This is a genomic window from Halomonas bluephagenesis (assembly GCF_054790765.1).
In genome coordinates this window covers 1,238,568-1,262,825 of sequence record NZ_CP133631.1, presented here as the reverse complement: position 1 = coordinate 1,262,825, position 24,258 = coordinate 1,238,568, and the positions used below count along the sequence as shown (strand labels likewise).

The window sequence follows — 24,258 nt, the reverse complement described above, 5'->3', positions numbered from 1 at the left end:
GAAGGCTACAGCCCGAATGCGAAGGCATTCGGGCTGTTCTTTTAGTAACGTCAGAACTTCTCTAGTGCCTCGCGATATTCAATGAACGCTTCACGGCGTTGTTCAATGCGTGCTAGTGCCTGTTGGTCGTTCTCTTGCTGCGCAGCATCTTTTGCGATGCTCAACTGACGAATACCTCGGTCAACTCTACCTGTTAGCTGTAAGTGCTCTGCTCGCGCTAAGTGCCCCCAACCGTTATAACCACTACGTCCGGCCGCTTCGGCAAGTAGGTTGAACCCCTGAGGGTTTTCAGGGTACTGAGCAGTCATGTCGCGTAATAATTCATAAGCGGCTTGCGGGTCGCGCTGGAGCTGGGCTTCAGCTAATACCAATTGAACAGGTAAGTAGTTGGGCATGATACGCAGTAGGCGCTGGCTACGCGTAATAGCCTCTTCATAGCGTTGCGCTTCCAGTGCAACAGCGGCGGCAGAAGCAGGTAGCATGCCGTAGTCAGGTAGTTCACGGGCCAGTTGGTCGATGGTTTGCAGAGCGTTGTCTGTTTGACCATTTCGAGCTGCGATTAGCGCTGACAGGTAGCGCTGCGCTTGTTCTTCGCTATTTTCTTGAGCAAGCCGTGAAGCAGCTTGCTGCGGTGTATTGTTATAAATACTCAAAAGCGCGCGGGCACGCATCATGTCGTATAAAGTGTCGCTGGTATAGGCGTCAGCAATATTTAGCTGTGATGCGCGTGCTTGAGCATCGCTTAGTCGGCTATCGCTGACTGGGTGGGTGAGTAAGAACTCTGGTGGCGTGCCGCCTTGGAGTCGTGCCATCCGTTGCATGGCACCGAACATCCGCACCATCGCGTCTGGGTTGTATCCAGCACTTGCCATCGCCTGTAGGCAAATCCGGTCGGCTTCTTGCTCAAAGCGTCGTGAATAAGATAATTGATCTTGGATTAGCGCCGCTTGGGAACCCATAGCGGCGGCCATGCCAGCCTCACCGCCACCGCTAGCGGCAATTAGCATTCCTGCAAGCATCGCGGCCATTGCAGGAAGCTGTGTTTGCTCTGCACGCGCACTGCCCCTGGCGTAGTGTCGTTGAGATAAGTGGCCCAGTTCGTGGGCGATAACCGATACAAAGGCTCCTTCGTCTTCAGCAAAGGCGAATAACCCTGAATTGATGCCTATGACTCCCCCTGGTACTGCGAAAGCATTGAGAGAGCCGCTATCAACCATCACGGTGGTCGTGCGAAGGTTACCAAGCTGGCTATGGGGAGCAAGGCGTGCAACTAGGCTGTTTAGGTAGTCATTTACGATAGGGTCTTGCCACTGTGGCGCTTGGGCACGAAATTGACGAAGCCAAGCGCGACCTAGGCGATACTCCTCGTTACTGACAGAGGTTGAAGCGCCGCCTAGGGTAGGGAGCTGATAATCGTCGAAGCCAAGGCTAGGTGGGCTAACACTGGCGATACTCAGCATAAGCGCTAGCGTGTAGGCTCGGCGAGAAAGTGCGAGTCGAAGGTGCAGCATGGCATCCTCATTGTTCAAGTAATATGCGCAGCAAACAGCGGTGTGACATTGATTCAGGCAGGGAAGTGCCGTTAAATCAAATTCTCAGCGACCTTTCTAAAGAAATAGTTTATGTAACAATGCCGTATTCAAGTAGGTATTTTGATCAAGTAGGTATTTTGAGGGAGAGGGTATGTCCGAGCAAACAGAGTCTAAGTCAAACGATAGCATTAAGCCCGATACAGTATTGGATGCTACCGGGTTGCACTGCCCGCTGCCATTATTAAAAGCCAAACAGGCACTGGCAGGGCTGGCTCCTGGTCAATTACTTGAAGTAAGAGCAACCGATGCTGGTTCGTGGCGTGATATGGCGTCTTTCACAGAGCTTAGTGATCATGTGTTAGAAGCACGCGAGCAGCATGGCGATGTGTACTATTTTTGGATACGTAAAGCAGGGATGTCTCGCTCATGACCATGCGCACTATTCTGAAAAGTTGGATTGATCGCTACTTTTCAGACGAAGAAGCGTTGATTCTTCTCTTTGTATTGATCGCTGGTTTTGCGGCCATTATTTGGTTTGGCAGAATGCTAGCACCGTTTTTCACCGCGCTTGTGGTCGCATTTTTGCTGCAGGGTGTCGTGAGCGCCTTTACCCGGCGAGGTGTGCCCCATTTATTGGCTGTCATCGTCGTGTTTGTGGGGTTTGTCAGTGTATTGCTGACGCTGGCTTTTATATTGATGCCGCTGATATGGAATCAGCTTGTCGGGCTTGTTCAGGAAACCCCTCGAATGTTTGCTAGCGGCCAAGGGTGGCTAGACGAACTTCAAGCCCGTTATCCTAATTTAATAACACCCGATCAGATGCAAAGCTGGATAGGCGTTGCCAGCCGGGAAATTAGCCAGCTGGGACAGCGTGCATTAACACTTTCACTAGCATCGCTTGGCAATATTATGTCGTTGATTATTTACCTGGTGTTAGTGCCGATACTGGTATTCTTCATGCTAAAGGACCGCCAGTCTTTGGTAGGTTTTACGCTGTCGTTGTTACCGCAAAAGCGTACGCTGCTAACCCGTATCTGGCATGAAATGGATCGTCAGATTGCGAATTACATACGCGGTAAATCGATAGAAATCATTATTGTTGGTACGGTCGCTTTTTTTACTTTCGCTTTCTTTGGTTTGCCCTACACCGCCCTGTTAGCAGTGCTTGTGGGTTTTTCTGTCCTGGTGCCATACATCGGAGCGGCGGTGATCACCATTCCTGTGGCAGCGGTTGCAGGATTTCATTTCGGTATCAGTGAGCAGTTTGCTTATGTGCTTGTCGCTTACGGCGTTATTCAAGCGCTTGATGGGAATGTGCTTGCTCCAGTTCTGTTTTCAGAAACGAACAATATCCACCCGGTGTCCATAATTGTCGCAGTGCTGTTTTTTGGCGGCATATGGGGCTTTTGGGGCGTTTTCTTTGCGATACCCCTGGCCACACTGCTCAAAGCGTTGGTGTATGCATGGCCAAGAGGAATTGCAGAGAAAGAAGGAGGAAAGCAGCTTCCAGCGGTCGAACATTAGCAGGCACCATCTCACCGTAGTACGCAAGAGACGAACGGAAAAGGCGCCCGCGGATCAGTCACAGCACTGCTTCGCGCTGCACCCGCGGGGGCAGCTGGCGCTTACCACGCGCTACAAAAACTACCTAGTCAGGGCGGATAAGGTGCCCGCAAAGGATGCGGCGCTTTTGGCTTTATTAGTTGGTATGAAGCGCTTCTGCTGCTGTTAGTACTTCATCAGCATGCCCAGGTACTTTAACGCCGCGCCACTCTTGAACAAGTTTACCCTCACTGTCGATTAGAAAGGTGCTGCGCTCAATGCCAAGATGCTCTTTGCCGTACATTTTTTTGAGTTTGATAACGTCAAACAGCTGGCACACAGTTTCGTCCTTATCGGAGATAAGCTCGAAATTAAAATCTTGCTTTGCCTTGAAGTTCTCTTGAGCACGGATGCCGTCTCTGGAAACGCCAATAATGACCGTGTTAGCAGCATCGAAACGTGGCTTTCGGTCTCTAAAATCGCCGCCTTCGGTAGTGCAACCGGGGGTGCTGGCTTTGGGGTAAAAATAGATGACCACCTGCTTGCCGCGCAGTTCAGACAGCGTCACCGTTGTATCACCAGTGGCTGGGGCGGAAAAGTCAGGTACCGATTGGTTGAGTTTCACTGACATGAATAGCTCCTTTAATGAGGTGGTTTACTTAGTTGATTACACGCAAGTAACGCTATTATGTCAAAGCGAATGAACGCTCGGTATTGAGTGGATGAGAAAACTCTCAGCGCTTTACGCTGTACAGGTTCGAGTCGCCTGAGTACCATTTGCTTTCTGCAGCATTCCTTGGGACGACAGCAAAGTACTCAAGGCATAAAATGGCAGTAAGTTAAATCGCCCCGATGTGCTCGTTCTAATGGTCAGGGCTCGTTTGGACAGGTTCTTATAAACAGAGCCCTTATGGTCGAAGCTTCTCGATTTTCAATGCTCGATTTTAAATGAACATCGTCAGTAGCTTAATTTTATAATTTTGCAGGTGAGGAACAAACGGATGATCACAGGCAGCATTGTCGCCCTGGCGACGCCGATGAAGGTCAATGGCGACATCGACTGGGAGGCGCTTCGTCGTCTGGGGAACTTCCACCTCGATAATGGCACTGATGCCATCGTCGCAGCGGGCACCACGGGCGAACCTACTACTATGTCGTTTGCTGAGCACTTTGATGTGATTCGCAGCGTGGTAGAAGAGGTGAATGGCCGTATTCCGGTGATCGCCGGCACGGGAGCGAACGCCACATCAGAGGCGGTTGAGTTAGCACGCTACGCCAGCGAAGTCGGCGCAGATTACTGTCTATCGGTTTGCCCATACTACAATAAGCCGACTCAGGAAGGTCTCTATCAGCATTTTAAGGCGGTGGCTGAAGGGAGCAAATTGCCGGTAATTCTTTATAACGTTCCCGGTCGCACCTGCTCTGATCTGTATAATGAAACGGTAGTGCGCCTGGCTGAAGTAAAGAATATTATCGGTTTGAAAGACGCTACAGGGAACCTTGAGCGCGCTGAGGATCTAATTACCCGCTTGAAGGGCAGTGACTTTATGCTCTACTCCGGAGACGATGCCACCGCCTGTGACTTTATGTTAATGGGCGGTCACGGCGATATCTCCGTTACTGCGAACGTAGCGCCTAAAGCGATGCATGAGCTATGTGCTGCAGCTGTTGCTGGTGATTCGGATAAAGCTCACCAAATTAATACGCGTTTGATGCCGCTGCATACTAATTTAGGCATCGAGGCAAACCCAATCCCGGTTAAGTGGGCGCTGCATCGCATGGGGTATATGGATGCAGGGATTCGTCTGCCGTTAACTTGGCTTTCGGAAAAGTACCACGCCACTGTTAGTGAAGCGCTGCAGTTGGCGGGCGTCGTAGAGGAGTAGTTCGACGCAACCCCATTGCTACCCGGCGTGCTTTTTTTACTCGCCGGGTACTCGATCTGTTGACTGTTAAGGTGGCTTGATGAGCTCTGTGCTTGAAAAACGTGCGCTTAAATGGATACCGCTGGCACTCGCAACGGCTGTCACACTTGCTGGATGCGCGCGCGATGGTTACTACCACGACCGCAATTTGGATTACACTGAAGCCGCCCCAGCGCCTCCCTTATTACTTCCAGATACCCGCAACACTCAGCGTTATCGTGATGCAATGCCTGTGCCACAGGTGTCAGTGCAGGGTAGCCGTATCGACGAAGCGGCCGAGATTGCCCCTCCTCAGACGTTAACGATTGGGAGTGGTTTAGAACCTGAATTCGTTGAACGTCGTCAGGTGGGTAATCAGACATGGCTTGTGGTTGCGGCAGATACGGGAGCCGTTTGGCCTCAGTTAGAAGCGTTTGCGAATAGTCGCCAGCTAGGTGTGCTGCAAAGCAATGCGAATCAAGGTGTCATAGTAACCTCTCAAGCCACGCTAACGTTACAGAGTGCGCTTAGGGCAGGCAGCAGCGAGGTGCGCTGCGAGCAAGCAGGGCAAAGCGTCGCTGGGTGTCTTGATGCCTTAGAGCAGTATTTAGGTGCACGTAGTGCCACTGCTAGCGCTTCTTCTTGGACGGCTCAACGGCTCGCACAAGAGCAGACGCTTCAAATGCGTCAGCAGGGCGACGAGTGGGAAGTTGTGATCCCCCAATCTATAGATCGAGTTTGGGCAGAACTGGATCACTATCTTGAGCTCGACTTTAGTGTTGAAGGTCAGCGTGACCTATTAGCCACTTCCGCTGAAAACTATGAATTCCTGGTTGAGTACATGACTGAGACTGAGCGGGGCCGCAATCCACTGCAAATCGTCTTCAGCCCCGATGTGCGCCGTATGTCGCAGCAGATTCGTCTTGCCCTTCAATCTAACGGCGATAAGACCATTCTGCGTGCGATTAATGCCAGCGAGCGTAGTTTAAATGCTGACGATCAGCGCGAGCTGCTTGAGCGTGTCTCCGGCTACCTACGTTAATTTTTGATTTTGAAACCCTTCGGAGCCCCTATGGAAAAGCGCCAAGAACTCTACGCTGGTAAAGCGAAATCAGTTTATACCACCGACGATCCTGATTTGTTGGTACTGCACTTTCGTGATGATACCAGTGCTTTCGATGGTAAAAAGAAAGAGTCACTGGCCCGTAAAGGCAAAGTGAACAACATCTTCAATGCTTTTATTATGCAGCGCCTAGAAGAGGCCGGGATTCCTACCCATTTTGAAAAGCAGCTTTCTGATACTGAAAGCTTAGTAAAAAAAATGGAGATGATTCCTGTTGAATGCGTCGTGCGCAACATTGCAGCAGGTGGCCTAGTTAAGCGGCTGGGGGTGGAAGAGGGCATCAGCTTGAATCCGCCTACCTTTGAATTGTTCTTAAAGAACGATGAAAAGGGAGATCCTATGATTAACGAGTCGCTAGCGGAGACCTTTGGTTGGGCAACTCCTGAGCAACTGGCGAAAATGAAGTCACTGACTTTTAAAGTGAACCATGTTCTCAAACAGCTTTTTGCCGAAGGCGACATGCTGCTAGTCGATTACAAGCTTGAGTTCGGTATCTTTAAAGGCGACGTAGTACTCGGTGATGAGTTCTCCCCGGATGGATGCCGTTTGTGGGATGCTAATACCCGGGAAAAACTCGATAAGGACCGCTTCCGTCAGGGTCTAGGCGGCGTTATTGAAGCGTACGAAGAAGTGGCTCGACGGATTGGTATTCATATCGATTAATGGCAGAGCACATCTGTTTTGATATGCTCGCACAGTAAAAACCCGCTTAGGATGCCTATTTCCTAAGCGGGTTTTTCTATTGAGGTCTAAAAGCGCGTTTTATTCGCCTGATGATTCGTCAGTTAGTTCATCGAGCGCCTGTAATCGGTAGCCATAGCCGTAAACAGAAACAAGATTCCAACCAAACTCCGACGTTAGATTAAGTTTTTTACGCACCCGGTGAATATGAACGTCTAGCGTACGTGTGCCAGGCGGATCACTTTTACCCCATACATATTCATATAGGTAAGAACGTGAAAGCGGACTGCCTAGCTGGTTTAGCAGTAGAAATGCTAAGCGGAACTCCTGCCTCGTCAACGATACTTCTTCTCCGTCTACGTATGCCGTTTCACGGTTGGTATTAAGCTTAATACGACCAAACTCTAATGTTTGCTGCTGAGCAACACTAGGAGTGCGTAGTGAGTGGCGCCGAGTTGAAGCATAGGCCCTTGCAGCCAGTTCGCGCGGTCTAAAAGGCTTGCTGATGAAGTCATCAGCTCCCGCATTTAAGGCTTGTATGATATCGGCTTCTTCCTGCCGCAGAGTTACCATTAGGACAGCAGGAATAATCTGTAGGTAGGTTTTCATCCAATTGAGCAGCGCAATACCGGTGCCGTCAGGCAAATGCCAGTCAAGTATGACTAAATCAAACGTATTGCGGCTGGCGGTATGAATAAATGCCTTGCTGGTCTCGAATGAGAAGATGTTTGCTTCTATTCCTCGTTCGGCAAAGCCATCCATAAGCGCTTTTTCAATGCGCTCTGATACCACCTTCTCATCTTCTACTACTGCAATGCGCATAGGCTGTATCCAAGTCAGGTCTCGTCAGTGAAAGTGAGCAGCATAGGTTGCGAATTTGTTCCTAGATCTAGAAAAAGGGCCAAAGTGCCATAGTTAGATACTTGCTCCGAAATATGAGCTTTGCAAGTAGAAAAGCTTGTTAAGCGCTTCTTTTGTTAACTGCTGATGATAACAGCAGGCCTCTGAACGTGCCTGTCAAGTAGTGCTTAGTATCCTCAAGCCCTTTCCCTACCGGTGCTGCAGCAACAGCATGATCAAACTTTAGCATGATCAATCTACGTTGCAGGTTGGCTACTCCCAAGAATACGCATGTCGGCTGAAATGTAAATTGATGAGTGCATCTAAAAAATAAATTTAAGTTAACAGCAGATTTTTTTAGCTTTAATCGATTTTTTTATAAGTTTAATAGTAAGTGCTTACTATCAATAAAGGTGATGTGGTTGTTGGGCTTTAAACGGAAATTGTGTTTTTTAATTGGTGTTTTTGAATAAGAGCTTAAAAGAAAATTCATTAATTTAGAAATTAACGTTTATTCATCTTGTGGAGGCGGTCAACTCCCTATGCTAGCTTCAATATTAAGTAATGTTTCAAGCGGCGGGGGCTTTAGACTATTAATAATAGTTTCATAAAAAATTCTTATGAAACAAAATAATATGGTTTATAAGCCAAGCTGAAAGTGCCAGCTAAGCTAGGTGTTTCATACCCATCGCCCAAGAGACTAGGAAAACTAACTACAAAAAAACCTGGCTATTTTTATCGGAGAAAGGGCATGAATAACGTATTTCGCCTTATCTGGAACCGCACCTTAGGTCGTCTGGTTGTGGCATCAGAAGCCGCTCGCTCTCAGCACAAATCGGGGGCGCGGAAAAGCTTAGTTGGACATATTGAAAGTCCTGGCGTTACACAGAAATGCTTGTTGTTTACCGCAGCGGTCGCTTCGATAGTGGCAGGTAGCTTGGTACTGTCGGAGCCCAGTTATGCTGCTAAAAGCGCAACACTTACAGGGGCTGGCGCCGGGCTCAAAGTCGGTGACGGGACTTTTGCAAATGATGATGGCCTCACTACCTTGTATTGGGGCAATCCCAATGTCATTGGTCTGGGCCTGCCTATTGACTACTCAGGTGGTTTAACCGTGAGTGGAGCAGTGGCTATTGGCACGGACGCTGAGGCGCGCTCCAAGGGGTCTGTTGTTATTGGGGCTAATTCAATCGCTGAATCCCCTGTTGCCAATAATGGTGCATCGACGGTTATTGGCGCCTATTCCTATGCAGGTAGCAATAACAATGTTGTGTTAGGTAACCGAGGGGTTGCGACCGGTTGGGGGGCGATGGCAATAGGCCGAGAGTCTGGCTCATTAGGAAGAAATGCTATTTCATTCGGTAATGTATCGGCTGGCATTGGTGATGGTTCTGTAGCAATGGGGCAGTCGTCACTTGCTTCTGGGCCGCGAGCTATTGCCATTGGATCTGCAGATTCTCTAAGAGATTATACTACCCAAAATACACAGGCTATTGGTACTGACTCGCTCGCTTTTGGTACGCGGGCTGTGGCAAGTCAGCAGGATGCCGTCGCTTTTGGGCGTGAGTCTGGTGCCGCAGGTGTGCAATCTGTTGCCATTGGGACACTTGCCAATGCGGCGGCAAACCGTGCAGTCGCGATTGGTAGTGATACTCAAGCTGAGCTAAATGCTACCGCTATCGGTGATCAGGCGACATCAATCGGTGAGCGTTCTACAGCCCTAGGTTTTTCATCCAGTTCCCAAGGTAATGATTCTGTTGCAGTGGGTAATCAAGCGACTGCGACTGGCGTTAATAGTTTGGCGATGGGTAAGGAAAGCCAAGCCACCGGGACAGATGCATTAGCTCTAGGAACGGGAGCTATCGCTTCGGGTGACAAAACGATCAGTATTGGTTTTGCTAACGAAGTTTCTGGAACAGGTTCTGGCGCTATCGGTGATCCTAATATCATCACGGGCGCAGGCAGCTACGCACTGGGCAACGACAATACCATCGACGCTGACGAGGCCGGTGCGTTTGGTAACCGTAACATCCTTGCGGCTCCCGCTGACGCCAGCCGCATTATCGGCAACGACAATAACATCAATGTCCCCGATGCCATGGTGGTGGGTAATAATGCGGATGTCACGCAGGCGGGAGGAGTGGCACTAGGCTCTGGTTCGGTAGCAGATACCGCAGCAGGGATAGCGGGCTATGTACCCTTTGGTGCGACGGCAGCAGACCCCGCCGCAATTAATGGTACGGTGGCCACTCAGGCAGCTGTGGATATCGGAAGCCGCCAGATCACCAGCGTTGCGGCAGGTACCGAACTTGATGATGCGGTGAATGTCAGCCAGCTTGTTGCTACGCAAACTAGTGTGGCAGCAGGCACAAACGTTACGAGTGTGGCAGAAAGTGATAACCCTAATGGTGGGACCATTTACACCATCAACGCTGATGGTGCGAGCGTTAGCGCAGGCTCGGCAGCGGTGGACGTCGTCGCCGCTGTACCCGATGCCAATAACGTCACTGACTACGCGGTCGACCTTAGCCAAGCTAGCAAAGATAGCCTGACGCTGGCGGACTCCGCGCTACAGGACGTGGTGACCCAGGTCGACGGTGTTGACGTCAAAACCCTGACCAAGGGCGATAACAACGCCAACTTCGTGACGGGCAAGAATATGGCGCTCAGCCCTGACGGTGCGGGCGGCATTGAAATTGCCACGTTGGACAACGTCACCTTCACGGATGTTAAGACCGACACCCTGACGGCAGGCCCCGTCAACATCGGGGCCACCGGTATCGATGCCGGCAACACCACGATCTCCGGTGTGGCCCCTGGTGTGGCGGGTACTGATGCGGTCAACCTTAATCAGCTAGACGATGCCGCAGCGGCCTCAAAGACCGAAGTCGCGGGCGGCAGCAATATCGCCAGTGTGGATAAAACCACCGGTATTAACGGCCAGGATATCTACACCGTTAACGCCGAGGGCGCATCAGTGAGCGCCGGTTCCGGTGCGGTGGACGTCGTCGCCGCTGCCCCCGATGCCAACAACGTCACCGACTACGCGGTCGACCTTAGCCAAGCTAGCAAAGACAGCCTGACGCTGGCGGACTCCGCGCTGCAGGACGTGGTGACCCAGGTTGACGGTGTTGACGTCAAAACCCTGACCAAGGGCGATAACAACGCCAACTTCGTGACGGGCAAGAATATGGCGCTCAGCCCTGACGGTGCGGGTGGCATTGAAATTGCCACGCTGGACAATGTCACCTTCACGGATGTTAAAACCGACACCCTGACGGCAGGTCCCGTCAACATCGGGGCCACCGGTATCGATGCCGGCAACACCACGATCTCCGGTGTGGCCCCTGGGGTGGCGGTTACTGATGCGGTCAATCTTAATCAGCTAGACGATGCCGCAGCGGCTTCGAAGACTGAAGTTGCGGGCGGCAGCAATATCGCCAGTGTGGATAAAGCCACTGGTATTAACGGCCAGGACATCTACACCGTGAATGCCGAGGGCGCGAGCGTTAGCGCAGGCTCCGGTGCGGTGGACGTCGTCGCTGCTGCCCCCGATGCCAACAACGTCACCGACTACGCGGTCGACCTTAGCCAAGCTAGCAAAGACAGCCTGACGCTGGCGGACTCCGCGCTGCAGGACGTGGTGACCCAGATCGATGGCACTGCGGTTAAGACGATTGATCAGAACGACAATGTCGCTAACTTTATCAGCGGCGATAACATCGAGCTGAGCGATCTGGGTGGCGCGATTGAAATTGCCACTAGCCCGAACCTCACCGCTGATAGCCTGACAATCACCAATGGTCCAACGCTCAATGACAACGGCATTGATATGGGCGGCGATACCATTACCAATGTGGGGGCGCCGATAAACGGTGGTGATGCGGTTAATCTCGATTACTTCGATGAAAACCGCACCCGTTATTACAGTGTCAATGATAACGGAGTCCAGCAAGGTAACTATGACAACGACGGTGCGACCGGCATCAATGCGCTGGCGGCGGGGACTAATGCGCTGGCCGATGGTAATTCCTCGCTAGCCATGGGCGATGGTGCTCGCACAGCGAGTACTGGTGAAGATCAAGTGGCTGTCGGGACGGGGGCCTTAGCGGGAGGTAATAAGTCAGTTGCGATTGGCCAAGGGGCCCGGGCCGCAACAGATTTATTTGATGGCGGCATAGAAGCTGTTGCCATTGGTAGCGGTGCGTCAGCCCAGGGCACTGGTAATGTTGCCTTAGGTTCTGATTCGGTCGCTGATGGCAGCACGCTTGCTACTGCGGCTTCCCAGCCGCTAGATTCAAGTGGCAATCCGATTGCAGTTGCAGCGCCCACGGCAACAAGTGAGGTCTCAGTGGGCACTGTGGGTGATGAGCGTCGCATCATCAATGTTGCTGCCGGTGCAGAAGATACTGACGCCGTCAATGTCAGCCAATTAAAGGCGGTTAATGAACTGGCCAGCGCTGGCTGGGATGTTCAAACCAACGGTGACACGGCCACCAATGTGGCGCCCGGCGATACTGTTCAGTTTATCGACGGCAAGAATATTGATATTACTCGCAACGGCGCTGATATCACCGTTGCCACGGCCGACAGTGTGGTCTTTGATGACGTGACCATCACGGGTGGCCCGACGCTCACTGGCGGCGGCATTGATATGAACAACACCACCATTAGCAACCTAGCTGATGGGGTGAATGCTAACGACGCCGTGAACCTAAGCCAGTTGGAAGGCGCTCCTGCCGCTTCAAAGACTGAAGTAGCGGGCGGCACCAATGTGGCCAGTGTGGATAAAGCCACTGGTATTAACGGCCAGGACATCTACACCGTGAATGCGGATGGCGCATCAGTAAGCGCCGGTTCCGGTGCGGTGGACGTCGCCGCCGCTGCCCCCGATGCCAACAACGTCACTGACTACGCGGTCGATCTTAGCCAAGCTAGCAAAGACAGCCTGACGCTGGCGGATTCTGCCTTACAAACCGTGGTCACCCAGATCGATGGCACCGTGGTTAAGACAATTGATCAGAACGACAACGTCGCTAACTTTATCAGCGGCGATAACATCGAGCTGAGCGATCTGGGTGGCGCGATTGAAATTGCCACTAGCCCGAACCTCACCGCTGATAGCCTAGCGATCACCAATGGCCCAACGCTTAATGACAACGGCATTGATATGGGCGGCAATACCATTACCAACCTGGGTGATCCGGTGAACGCAGGAGATGCACTCAACCTCAAGTATTTCGATGAAAACCGCACCCGCTACTACAGCGTTAACGACGATGGCGTTATTCAGGGTAACTACGAAAACGATGGCGCCACTGGCGTAAATGCAATGGCCGCCGGTGTAGAGGCCATCTCTACAGGTGAAAATAACACCGCCGTTGGTTTCAATAGCCAAGCAACGGGTGCCAATGATGCGACTGCTGTTGGGGCTAATGCTCTGGCGTCGGCTCCTGGTTCGACATCCTTGGGGCAGTCTTCTACGGCGACTGGCAGTACAGCAACTGCTATTGGCACTAGAGCGAACGCGTCAGGTTCAAGCTCTTCTGCGATTGGTTCAAACGCTCAAGCGTCGGGCACGGCGAGTGTTGCCTTGGGGCGGCTTGCAAATGCCGCCGGTGAAGATGCTGTAGCGATTGGTAATAGCGCTAGAAGTGATTATCGAGGCACTGCCGTGGGGCCGCTCTCCGAAGCCACGGGAGATAATGCCACTGCGACAGGTTTCTTTTCTAAAGCTAACGGTTACTACGCTGCCTCTTACGGCAGTAACTCTAAAGCTGAGGGGGATTTATCTCTAGCAATGGGTGGGGGCTCGCAAGCAACGGCGGCCAATAGTGTGGCGTTGGGTTCGAATAGCCTAGCCGACGGCAGCACACTGAGCACTGCGGCTTCCCAGCCGCTGGATGGTGAAGGCAATCCGATTGCTGTTGCAGCGCCCACGGCGGATAGCGAAGTTTCAGTGGGTAGTGCTGGTAACGAGCGCCGCATCACTAACGTTGCTGCTGGTGCCACAGATACCGATGCGGTCAACGTCAGCCAGTTGAAGGCGGTTAATGAAGTAGCCAATACTGGCTGGGATGTTCAAGCCAACGGTGACACGGCTACCAACGTGGCACCCGGCGATACTGTTCAGTTTATCGACGGCAAGAATATTGATATTACTCGCAACGGTGCCGATATCACCGTCGCCACGGCCGACAGTGTGGTCTTTGATGATGTGACCATCACCGGTGGGCCCACGCTCACTAGCGGTGGCATTGATATGAACGCCACCACCATTAGCAACCTGGCTGATGGGGTGAATGCTAACGACGCCGTCAATCTCAGCCAGCTGGAAAACTCCGCTGCCGCTTCGAAGACTGAAGTGGCTGGTGGCACCAATGTGGCTAGTGTGGACAAGGCTACTGGCGTGAACGGCCAGGATATCTACACCGTGAATGCGGACGGCGCATCAGTGAGTGCCGGTTCCGGCGCGGTGGATGTCACTGCCGCTGCGCCAGATGCCAATAACATCACCGACTACGCGGTGGATCTCAGTCAAGCCAGCAAAGACAGCCTGACGCTGGCCGACTCCGCGTTGCAAACCGTGGTCACTCAGATCGACGGCACTGAGGTGAAAACTCTCGACCAGAACGACAACGTCGCCAACTTCGTCACTGGCGATAACATCGTGCTCAGTGACGAGGCTGGCGGCATCAAGATTGCTACTAGCCCAGATCTTACGGCGGATAGCCTGACCATCAACAATGGTGGTCCGACGCTCAATGACAACGGCATTGATATGAACGATAACCGCATCACCAATGTTGGAGAGGCGGTAGACGGTGGTGATGCCATCAATCTTGACTACTTCGATGCCAACCGCACCCGCTACTACAGTGTGAATGACGGTGGCACTATTGGCGGCAACTTCAACAACGATGGCGCAACGGGCCTGAATGCAATTGCCTCCGGCGTTAATGCCACTGCCAGCGGGGATGGCGCGGTGGCTATGGGCTTCGGTGCCAGTGCCCCGATTCGCGATAGCCTGGCATTGGGCAGTGGCTCGGTAGTGGATCGTGCCCTGGCCCCGGACTCCGGCTTTATTCCAGCCGGGTCCGCGACCATTGAGTTCAACACCACCGATAAAGAGTTGCTCGGTGCGATCTCGGTAGGTGACAGCGACGCCTACCGCCAGATCACCAACGTCGCCGACGGCACCCAGGCGCAGGACGCCGTGACAGTGCGCCAACTGCAAGGCGCGGTGGGCTCAGTGATTACCACCGGCATAAAATATTACCGTGCCAACTCCGATGACCCTGACGCGATTGCGGCTGGAGAAGATAGCCTTGCTATTGGGCCTAATACAGTCACCAATGGTGACAATGGCATCGGCATGGGTAACGGCGCGATTGTCGGTCAAATGGCCCCAGGCGGCACTGCCATTGGTAATAATGCCGAAGTGCTGCTCTCCGATGGCATTGCGTTCGGCACTAACGCGCGTTCTGAAGCTCAGCAGGGCATTGCCCTGGGCGCAGGCGCGACGGTTAGCCACGATCAAAGTGTCGCCTTGGGTAGCAATAGCGTGACAGAGGAAGCGGTGGCCACCAGTGGCGTCACGATTGCCGGTGATAGCTATACCTTCGCAGGCGCCACCCCAGATAGCACGGTGAGTATTGGCAGTGCAGGCAACGAGCGCACGTTGACCAATGTCGCGGCAGGCCGTGTGAGTGAAACCAGTACCGACGCCATCAATGGCAGCCAGCTGTTTGCCTCTAATCAAGCCATTGAAGAGGTCAGTGCGATTGCCAACACGGGCTGGGATATTCAAACCAATGGTGATACAGCGACCAGTGTTGCCCCAGGCGACACTGTTCAGATGCTTGATGGTCAAAACATTGCCATCACCCGCAACGGCACGGATATTACAATCGCCACTGTTGATTCACCGCAGTTCGGCAATGTCACTGTCAATACTGGTGGTGGTGACACCATTAACGGCCTGTCTAACACCACCTTTGATCCTGATAACTTCACCTCGGGCCAAGCGGCCAGTGAAGACCAGCTTAAGCAGGTCAGCGATGTCGCCAATACTGGCTGGAATGTTCAAGCCAACGGTGACACGGCTACCAACGTGGCACCCGGCGATACTGTTCAGTTTATCGACGGCAAGAATATTGATATTACTCGCAACGGTGCCGATATCACCGTCGCCACGGCCGACAGTGTGGTCTTTGATGATGTGACCATCACCGGTGGCCCCACGCTGACGGGTGGCGGCATTGATATGAACGCCACCACCATTAGCAACCTGGCTGATGGCGTGAACGCCCAAGATGCTGTCAACGTTAGCCAACTAGAGGGAGCTGCTGCAGCCTCCCGCACGGAAGTCATTGCTGGCACAAACGTGGCCAGTGTTGGCCAAACCACCGGCGCTGACGGCCAAGACATCTACACCGTGAATGCGGACGGCGCATCAGTGAGTGCCGGTTCCGGCGCAGTAGATGTCACTGCCGCAGCGCCAGATGCCAACAACGTCACCGACTACGCGGTGGATCTCAGCCAAGCCAGCAAAGACAGCCTGACGCTGGCCGACTCTGCGCTCCAAACTGTGGTTACCCAGATCGACGGTACCGAGGTCAAAACTCTCGACCAGAACGATAACGTCGCCAACTTTATCAGCGGTAACAATATCGAACTGAGTGATGATAATGGCGCGATTGAAATCGCCACTAGTGCAGACCTGACGGCGGATAGCCTGACCATCAACAATGGTGGTCCGACGCTCAATGACAACGGCATTGATATGAACGATAACCGCATCACCAATGTTGGAGAGGCGGTAGACGGTGGTGATGCCATCAATCTTGACTACTTCGATGCCAACCGCACCCGCTACTACAGTGTGAATGACGGTGGCACTATTGGCGGCAACTTCAACAACGATGGCGCAACGGGCCTGAACGCCATTGCCTCTGGTGTTAATGCCACTGCCAGTGGAGACGGCGCGGTGGCTATGGGCTTTGGTGCCAGTGCACCGATTCGCGATAGCCTGGCACTGGGCAGTGGCTCGGTAGTGGATCGTGCCCTGGCCCCGGACTCCGGCTTTATTCCAGCCGGGTCCGCGACCATTGAGTTCAACACCACCGATAAAGAGTTGCTCGGTGCGATCTCTGTAGGTGACAGCGACGCCTACCGCCAGATCACCAACGTCGCCGACGGCACTCAGGCGCAGGACGCCGTGACAGTGCGCCAACTGCAAGGCGCGGTGGGCTCGGTGATTACCACCGGCATAAAATATTACCGTGCCAACTCCGATGACCCTGACGCGATTGCGGCTGGGGAAGACAGTCTTGCTATTGGGCCTAATACAGTCACCAATGGTGACAATGGCATCGGCATGGGTAACGGCGCGATTGTCGGGCAAATGGCCCCAGGTGGCACTGCGATTGGTAATAATGCTGAGGTACTGCTCTCCGATGGCATTGCGTTCGGCACTAACGCGCGTTCTGAAGCTCAGCAGGGCATTGCCCTGGGCGCAGGCGCGACGGTTAGCCACGATCAAAGTGTCGCCTTGGGTAGCAATAGCGTGACAGAGGAAGCGGTGGCCACCAGTGGCGTCACGATTGCCGGTGATAGCTATACCTTCGCAGGCGCCACCCCAGATAGCACGGTGAGTATTGGCAGTGCAGGCAACGAGCGCACGTTGACCAATGTCGCGGCAGGCCGTGTGAGTGAAACCAGTACCGACGCCATCAATGGCAGCCAGCTGTTTGCCTCTAACAAAGCCATTGAAGAGGTCAGTGCGATTGCCAACACGGGCTGGGATATTCAAACCAATGGTGATACAGCGACCAGTGTTGCCCCAGGCGACACTGTTCAGATGCTTGATGGTCAAAACATTGCCATCACCCGCAACGGCACGGATATTACAATCGCCACTGTTGATTCACCGCAGTTCGGCAATGTCACTGTCAATACTGGTGGTGGTGACACCATTAACGGCCTGTCTAACACCACCTTTGATCCTGATAACTTCACCTCGGGCCAAGCGGCCAGTGAAGACCAGCTTAAGCAGGTCAGCGATGTCGCCAATACTGGTTGGAATGTTCAAACCAACGGTGATGCGGCTACTAATGTTGCTCCCGGCGATACTGTTCAGTTTATCGACGGCAAGAATATTGATATTACTCGCAACGGTGCCGATATCACCGTCGCCACAGCCGACAGTGTGGTCTTTGATGATGTGACCATCACCGGTGGCCCCACGCTGACGGGTGGCGGCATTGATATGAACGCCACCACCATTAGCAACCTGGCTGATGGCGTGAATGCTAACGACGCCGTCAATCTCAGCCAGCTGGAAAACTCCGCTGCCGCTTCGAAGACTGAAGTGGCTGGTGGCACCAATGTAGCCACTGTGGACAAGGCTACTGGTGTGAACGGCCAGGACATCTACACCGTTAATGCCGACGGCGCGAGCGTTAGCGCTGGCTCTGGCGCCGTGGATGTCACTGCCGCTGCGCCAGATGCCAACAACGTCACCGACTACGCGGTGGATCTCAGCCAAGCCAGCAAAGACAGCCTGACGCTGGCCGACTCTGCGCTCCAAACTGTGGTTACCCAGATCGACGGTACCGAGGTCAAAACTCTCGACCAGAACGATAACGTCGCCAACTTTATCAGCGGTAACAATATCGAACTGAGTGATGATAATGGCGCGATTGAAATCGCCACTAGTGCAGACCTGACGGCGGATAGCCTGACCATCAACAATGGTGGTCCGACGCTCAATGACAACGGCATTGATATGAACGATAACCGCATCACCAATGTTGGAGAGGCGGTAGACGGTGGTGATGCCATCAATCTTGACTACTTCGATGCCAACCGCACCCGCTACTACAGTGTGAATGACGGTGGCACTATTGGCGGCAACTTCAACAACGATGGCGCAACGGGCCTGAACGCCATTGCCTCTGGTGTTAATGCCACTGCCAGCGGGGATGGTGCAGTGGCTATGGGCTTTGGTGCCAGTGCCCCGATTCGCGATAGCTTGGCACTGGGCAGTGGCTCGGTAGTGGATCGCGCCCTGGCCCCGGACTCCGGCTTTATTCCTGCAGGGTCTGCCACCATTGAGTTCAACACCACTGACAAAGAGCTGCTCGGCGCAATCTCGGTGGGTGATGATGACTCCTACCGTCAGATCACTAACGTTGCCGATGGTACTGAAGCTCAAGACGCCGTGACAGTGCGCCAACTGCAAGGCGCGGTGGGCTCAGTGATTACCACCGGCATAAAATATTACCGTGCCAACTCCGATGACCCTGACGCGATTGCGGCTGGAGAAGATAGCCTTGCTATTGGGCCTAATACAGTCACCAATGGTGACAATGGCATCGGCATGGGTAACGGCGCGATTGTCGGTCAAATGGCCCCAGGCGGCACTGCCATTGGTAATAATGCCGAAGTGCTGCTCTCCGATGGCATTGCGTTCGGCACGAATGCCCGCTCCGAAGCGCAGCAAGGTATCGCCCTGGGCGCAGGCGCGACGGTTAGTCACGATCAAAGTGTCGCCTTGGGTAGCAATAGCGTGACAGAGGAAGCGGTGGCCACCAGTGGCGTCACGATTGCCGGTGATAGCTACACCTTCGCGGGCACCACCCCAGATAGCACGGTGAGTATTGGCAGTGCAGGCAATGAGCGCACGTTGACCAATGTGGCCGCAGGCCGCGTGAGTGAGACAAGTACCGATGCCATCAATGGCAGCCAGCTGTTTGCCTCTAACTTGGCCATTGAGCAGGTCAACGCGATTGCCAATACTGGCTGGGATGTTCAAACCAACGGTGACATAGCGACCAATGTTGCTCCAGGAGATACGGTCCAGTTCCTGGATGGCAAAAATGTCGATATCACCCGTAGTGATATGGATATCACCGTGGCCACAGCCGATGACGTAGCCTTTGATAGCGCGATGTTTATTGACGGTCCGACCATCAATGGCGGCGGCATTGATATGAATAACACCACCATTAGCAACCTCGCAGATGGCGTGAACGCTCAAGATGCCGTCAACCTCAGCCAGCTGCAAAACAGCGCAGCGGCGTCGAAGACAGAAGTTGCGGGTGGCACTAACGTGACGGGCGTTGACCAGACCATTGGTGCTGATGGCCAAGCTATTTACACCGTGAATGCGGACAGTGCGAGTGTTAGCGCCGGTTCCGGCGCAGTAGACGTCACTGCCGCCGCCCCCGATGCTGATAACATCACCGACTATGCGGTGGATCTCAGCCAAGCTAGCAAAGATAGCCTGACGCTGGCCGACTCTGCCTTACAAACCGTGGTCACCCAAATCGACGGCACCAACGTTAAAACCCTCGACCAGAATGATAACGTCGCCAACTTTATCAGTGGCCAGAACGTTGAGCTGAGCGACAACGGCGGTGCGATTGAAATTGCCACGAGTCCTAATCTTACGGCTGATAGCCTGACGATAAACAACGGCCCAACGCTTAATGGTAACGGCATTGATATGGGTGGCAACTCCATCACCAACCTGGGCGACCCAGTGAATGATGGTGATGCACTAAACCTTCAATACTTCAATGAAAACCGCGTTCGTTACTTTAGTGTGAACGATAACGGTGTCATCGGCGGTAACTTCAATAACGACGGTGCCACCGGTTTGAATGCGATGGCGAGCGGCGTAGGCGCTATTGCTGATGGCGAGGGTGCAGTGGCCATGGGCTTTGGGGCAAATGCTCTAGTACGTGGCAGCTTAGCGATTGGTAGTGGCTCGGTTTCTGACCGAGCCTTAGCGCCTGAATCGGGCTTTATACCAGCCGGCTCGGCAACCATTGAATTTAACACCACCGACAAAGAACTGCTTGGCGCTATTTCCGTCGGGGACAGCGATTCTTACCGTCAGATTATTAATGTTGCCGATGGCACTGAAGCGTAAGACGCCGTCACGGTTCGCCAGCTACAGGGGGCAATAGGCTCTGTAGTTAATACCGGCACTAAGTATTTCCACGCCAACTCTACGGCGCCAGACTCACTTGCGGCAGGTAACGACAGTATTGCCGTTGGGCCAACCACGGTCACTAACGGTGATAACGGCATTGGTATGGGGAATGGCGCAATTGTTGGTCAAATGGCACCGGGTGGTACCGCCATTGGCAATAATGCCGAGGTATTGCTCTCCGACGGAATCGCGTTCGGCACTAATGCCCGCTCTGAAGCTCAGCAGGGTATTGCCCTGGGCGCAGGGGCGACGGTTAGCCACGATCAAAGTGTAGCGTTAGGTAGCAACAGTACAACGGATGAGCCGGTGGCTACTCAGGGGATTACGCTGATTGGCAATGATTACTCATTTGCAGGTACCACGCCGGATAGCACGGTGAGTGTTGGCAGTGCAGGCAACGAGCGCACGTTGACCAATGTAGCGGCTGGTCGTGTTAGTGAAACCAGCACTGATGCCATCAACGGTAGTCAGCTGTTTGCTTCTAACCAAGCCATTGAAGAAGTAAGTGCCGCAGCCAATGCGGGCTGGAATGTCACCGACGGTACCAATGCCGCCAATATAGGTCCTAATGGCGAGGTAACGTTCACTGGGGATAGTAATCTCACCGTCGCGCAGACAGGCATCGATGATGCCGGTGAGGTGGAAGTTACCCTTAATCGTGACCTTGATCTCGACAGCGTCACCGCCGGCAACAGTGAACTCACCAATGCTGGCCTGCGCGTAGACGATGGCAGCGGCAACCTCACCACCGTCACCAACGATGGCCTCACTATTGCTGGCGGGCCCAGCATCCCCGCCAGTGGCGGCATTGATGCTAATAATCAAGTCATTCGTAATGTAGGCGCACCAGTAAACGAAGGTGATGCGCTGAACCTTCAATACTTTAATGAAAATCGTGCTCGTTACTACAGCGTGAACGACGGCGGCACTATCGGAGGTAACTTTAATAACGATGGTGCCACTGGGTTGAATGCCATCGCTAGTGGCGTAGACGCTAGCGCCAGCGGCGAAGGTGCCGTAGCCATGGGGTTTGGGGCGAATGCACCGATTCGAGATAGCTTGGCACTGGGTAGCGGCTCGATTTCTGACCGTGCTTTAGCGCCAGAATCAGGCTTTATTCCTGTGGGTTCGGCAACCATTGAGTACAACACCACCGACAAAGAATTACTTGGTGCGATTTCCGTCGGGGACAGCGATTCTTACCGTCAGATTATTAATGTTGCCGATGGTACTGAAGCGCAAGACGCTGTCACCGTGCGTCAGCTTCAGGGAGCGATAGGCTCCGTGGTGGATACGGGCACGAAGTACTTCCACGCTAACTCCAAGGCGCCTGACTCACTTGCGGCAGGGAACGACAGTATTGCGGTTGGCCCAACCACGGTCACTAACGGTGATAACGGCATTGGTATTGGTAATGGCGCGATTGTGGGGCAAATGGCTCCAGGCGGCACTGCCATTGGCGATAGTGCCGAAGTACTGCTGTCAGATGGCATTGCGTTCGGTACCAACGCCCGTTCTGAAGCTCAGCAGGGTATTGCCCTGGGGGCAGGGGCGACGGTTAGCCATGATCAAAGTGTAGCGCTAGGCAGCAACAGCACCACAGATGAACCGGTTGAAACCCAGGGCATTACGCTGATTGGCAATGACTACTCATTTGCAGGCACTACACCGACGAGTACCGTCAGCGTTGGTAGCGCGGGTAATGAACGCACGATCACCAATGTGGCAGCGGGGCGAGTTAGTGCGACCAGCACTGATGCCATTAATGGCAGCCAACTTTTCGCTTCTAACCAGGCTATTGAAGAGGTAAGTGCTACGGCGAACGCTGGATGGAACTTGAGCGTTGAAGATGGTGACGCTAGCAATGTGGCCCCAACGGGTGAAGTTAACCTCTTAAGTGATGACGGTAACATACTCATTACTCAGGCCACGGTTAATGATCGTGAAGAAGTCGCGTTTGGGCTATCCGATGATTTATCGATCGGTAATAGCCTTACCGTAGGGCAAGACGGGCCTGTTATTAGTAACGAGGGGATTACTAACTTAGCCGAAGGTGATGTATCAGCCGATAGCAAAGATGCCATCAACGGCTCTCAACTTTACGCCACGAATCAGTGGATCGAAGTGTTAGAAAACAGCGTTACGAACGTTGTTGGTGACGGAAGCGATGAGTACATCACCAATAACGGCCTCGGCATTCGCTACGTGCGCACCAACGACAGTGGTTTAGCAGTGAGCGATGCCTTTGCCCAAGGGCAAGGCTCCACCGCTGTTGGTTACGAGGCCGTCGCTTCGGCAGATCGTGCACTGGCGATGGGGTACGACGCGATTGCCTCCCACCAAGGCAGCGTTGCGCTAGGGGAAGGCGCCCGCACTGCCGCTGCGGTTGGTACCGCTTCGGTAGAGATCGCAGGTCAAACCTACCAGTTTGCGGGCGCCTCTCCGGTAGCCACGGTCAGCGTTGGCAGCGTCGGTGCTGAACGTACGGTGACGAACGTCGCAGCAGGCCGAGTGTCGGCAGAGAGTACTGATGCGATTAACGGCAGCCAATTGTATGCCACTAATCAAGCGGTCGGGTCGCTAGGCAACCGCGTCACCACTGTTGAAGGCGATATCAGTAATATCACCAACGACCTGGCAGACCTGGATAACCGTGCGGTGGCGTATGACCGCAACGATGACGGTAGTGTTAATTACAACACCATTAGCTTGGAAGGCGATGGCGGCACGAAGATCACCAATGTTGCCCCCGGTGATATTGCGCAAAATAGCTCGGATGCGGTGAACGGTAGCCAGCTATGGGATGTGCAGAACCAAATCACCAACATTGAACAAGGGGGCTCCAAGTACTTCCGCGCCAATAGCGACGGCCCTGCCGCAGACCCACAAGGTACTGACAGCATCGCCATGGGGCCAAGCAGTGTCGCGGCAGGCGACCGTAGCGTTGCCTCGGGGGCCGGCGCTCAGTCAACGGCTGACGGCAGCGTTGCACTTGGTGCGGATTCCGTTGCTGACCGTGAAGGCATGAACGGTGAGCGTGAGCGCTTCTCCAACGAATCGGTGGCTTCCACTCAAGGGGCTGTTTCCGTGGGTAGCGCGGGCAACGAACGCCAGATTACCAACGTGGCAGGCGGTACCCAAGACACCGACGCGGTTAACGTTCGTCAGTTGGACGCGGTTCAGCGCGGTGCGGTGAACTATGACCGTGATGAAGATGGCAATGTTGACTACAGCACCGTCACGCTGAAAGGTGATGAAGGCACCACCATCACCAATGTGGCGCCAGGTATTAATGCCAACGATGCTGCCAACGTAGGGCAGTTGAATGAGCTTGGCCGTCGCTTTGAAAACGAAATCGTCAACGTTCACGAACGTATCGACAGCGTTGAACGTAATGCTAACGCCGGTTCTGCTAGTGCGATCGCCGCCTCTACGGTGCCGCAAGCCTGGATGCCTGGTAAGAGCATGGTAGGTGTAGGGGCAGGTACCTACGGTGGTGAATCTGCGGTCTCGGTGGGTGTATCGCGCCTCTCAGACAATGGCCGCTGGGGTATCCAAGGGAAGGTGACGGGCGACTCGCAAAGCAACTTCGGCGCAGGTATTGGCGCTGGCTGGCACTGGTAAAGGAGAGCG

Annotated in this window: 10 protein-coding genes and 1 pseudogene; 8 read left to right on the top strand and 3 right to left on the bottom strand. The window is 53.6% G+C overall.

Going from position 1 to position 24,258, the window contains the following annotated elements:
• Window positions 1–50 precede the first annotated feature (50 nt).
• Window positions 51–1,511, bottom strand: a complete 1,461-nt coding sequence (locus tag REH51_RS05540) for a M48 family metalloprotease (protein WP_498937118.1) — start codon at window positions 1,509–1,511, stop codon at window positions 51–53.
• Between the two features lie 172 nt (window positions 1,512–1,683).
• Between REH51_RS05540 and REH51_RS05535 the strand changes: the two genes are divergently transcribed.
• Window positions 1,684–1,962 carry a sulfurtransferase TusA family protein gene (locus REH51_RS05535; protein WP_009724814.1) on the top strand — a complete coding sequence of 93 codons (279 nt, stop codon included), beginning with the start codon at window positions 1,684–1,686 and terminating at the stop codon, window positions 1,960–1,962.
• Window positions 1,959–3,056 (top strand): AI-2E family transporter, encoded by a 1,098-nt coding sequence (locus REH51_RS05530; protein ID WP_009724813.1) that lies wholly within the window; start codon window positions 1,959–1,961, stop codon window positions 3,054–3,056. Before REH51_RS05535 ends, REH51_RS05530 begins: the two co-directional genes overlap by 4 nt.
• A gap of 175 nt (window positions 3,057–3,231) precedes the next feature.
• Here REH51_RS05530 and REH51_RS05525 read toward each other — a convergent pair whose 3' ends face one another.
• A complete protein-coding gene (locus REH51_RS05525) occupies window positions 3,232–3,705 on the bottom strand; it encodes a peroxiredoxin (protein ID WP_009724812.1) in 474 nt (157 codons plus the stop codon).
• A 370-nt stretch (window positions 3,706–4,075) separates the two neighbouring features.
• Here REH51_RS05525 and dapA point away from each other — a divergent pair, with 370 nt between their 5' ends.
• From dapA to purC, 3 genes are all read left to right on the top strand, one after another.
• A complete protein-coding gene (dapA, locus tag REH51_RS05520) occupies window positions 4,076–4,960 on the top strand; it encodes a 4-hydroxy-tetrahydrodipicolinate synthase (RefSeq protein ID WP_498937116.1) in 885 nt (294 codons plus the stop codon).
• Window positions 4,961–5,039: 79 nt separating this feature from the next.
• Window positions 5,040–6,020, top strand: coding sequence for an outer membrane protein assembly factor BamC (locus REH51_RS05515; RefSeq protein ID WP_009724810.1), 981 nt, complete (start codon window positions 5,040–5,042; stop codon window positions 6,018–6,020).
• A gap of 30 nt (window positions 6,021–6,050) precedes the next feature.
• A complete protein-coding gene (gene purC, locus REH51_RS05510; protein ID WP_009724809.1) occupies window positions 6,051–6,764 on the top strand; it encodes a phosphoribosylaminoimidazolesuccinocarboxamide synthase in 714 nt (237 codons plus the stop codon).
• Window positions 6,765–6,863: 99 nt separating this feature from the next.
• Here purC and REH51_RS05505 read toward each other — a convergent pair whose 3' ends face one another.
• Window positions 6,864–7,604: a response regulator transcription factor gene (locus tag REH51_RS05505; RefSeq protein WP_009724808.1), complete on the bottom strand. Its 741-nt coding sequence runs from the start codon at window positions 7,602–7,604 to the stop codon at window positions 6,864–6,866.
• A gap of 769 nt (window positions 7,605–8,373) precedes the next feature.
• Here REH51_RS05505 and REH51_RS05500 point away from each other — a divergent pair.
• The 3 genes and pseudogenes from REH51_RS05500 to REH51_RS05490 all read left to right on the top strand — a co-directional run bounded on the left by REH51_RS05500 (window position 8,374) and on the right by REH51_RS05490 (window position 24,249).
• Complete coding sequence (locus tag REH51_RS05500; RefSeq protein ID WP_498937114.1) at window positions 8,374–20,562, top strand: ESPR-type extended signal peptide-containing protein; 12,189 nt, start codon at window positions 8,374–8,376, stop codon at window positions 20,560–20,562.
• Window positions 20,563–20,574: 12 nt separating this feature from the next.
• Window positions 20,575–20,637: pseudogene (locus REH51_RS05495) on the top strand (hypothetical protein); the annotation flags it as partial.
• Window positions 20,638–20,727: 90 nt separating this feature from the next.
• Window positions 20,728–24,249, top strand: coding sequence for a YadA-like family protein (locus REH51_RS05490; protein WP_498937112.1), 3,522 nt, complete (start codon window positions 20,728–20,730; stop codon window positions 24,247–24,249).
• Window positions 24,250–24,258 lie beyond the last annotated feature (9 nt).

Excerpts from the sequence above, each read along its gene's own strand:
- REH51_RS05540 (WP_498937118.1), bottom strand. The coding sequence starts at position 1,511 with ATGCTGCACCTTCGACTCGCACTTTCTCGCCGAGCCTACACGCTAGCG.
- REH51_RS05535 (WP_009724814.1), top strand. The coding sequence starts at position 1,684 with ATGTCCGAGCAAACAGAGTCTAAGTCAAACGATAGCATTAAGCCCGAT.
- REH51_RS05530 (WP_009724813.1), top strand. The coding sequence starts at position 1,959 with ATGACCATGCGCACTATTCTGAAAAGTTGGATTGATCGCTACTTTTCA.
- REH51_RS05525 (WP_009724812.1), bottom strand. The coding sequence starts at position 3,705 with ATGTCAGTGAAACTCAACCAATCGGTACCTGACTTTTCCGCCCCAGCC.
- dapA (WP_498937116.1), top strand. The coding sequence starts at position 4,076 with ATGATCACAGGCAGCATTGTCGCCCTGGCGACGCCGATGAAGGTCAAT.
- REH51_RS05515 (WP_009724810.1), top strand. The coding sequence starts at position 5,040 with ATGAGCTCTGTGCTTGAAAAACGTGCGCTTAAATGGATACCGCTGGCA.
- purC (WP_009724809.1), top strand. The coding sequence starts at position 6,051 with ATGGAAAAGCGCCAAGAACTCTACGCTGGTAAAGCGAAATCAGTTTAT.
- REH51_RS05505 (WP_009724808.1), bottom strand. The coding sequence starts at position 7,604 with ATGCGCATTGCAGTAGTAGAAGATGAGAAGGTGGTATCAGAGCGCATT.
- REH51_RS05500 (WP_498937114.1), top strand. The coding sequence starts at position 8,374 with ATGAATAACGTATTTCGCCTTATCTGGAACCGCACCTTAGGTCGTCTG.
- REH51_RS05490 (WP_498937112.1), top strand. The coding sequence starts at position 20,728 with ATGGGGAATGGCGCAATTGTTGGTCAAATGGCACCGGGTGGTACCGCC.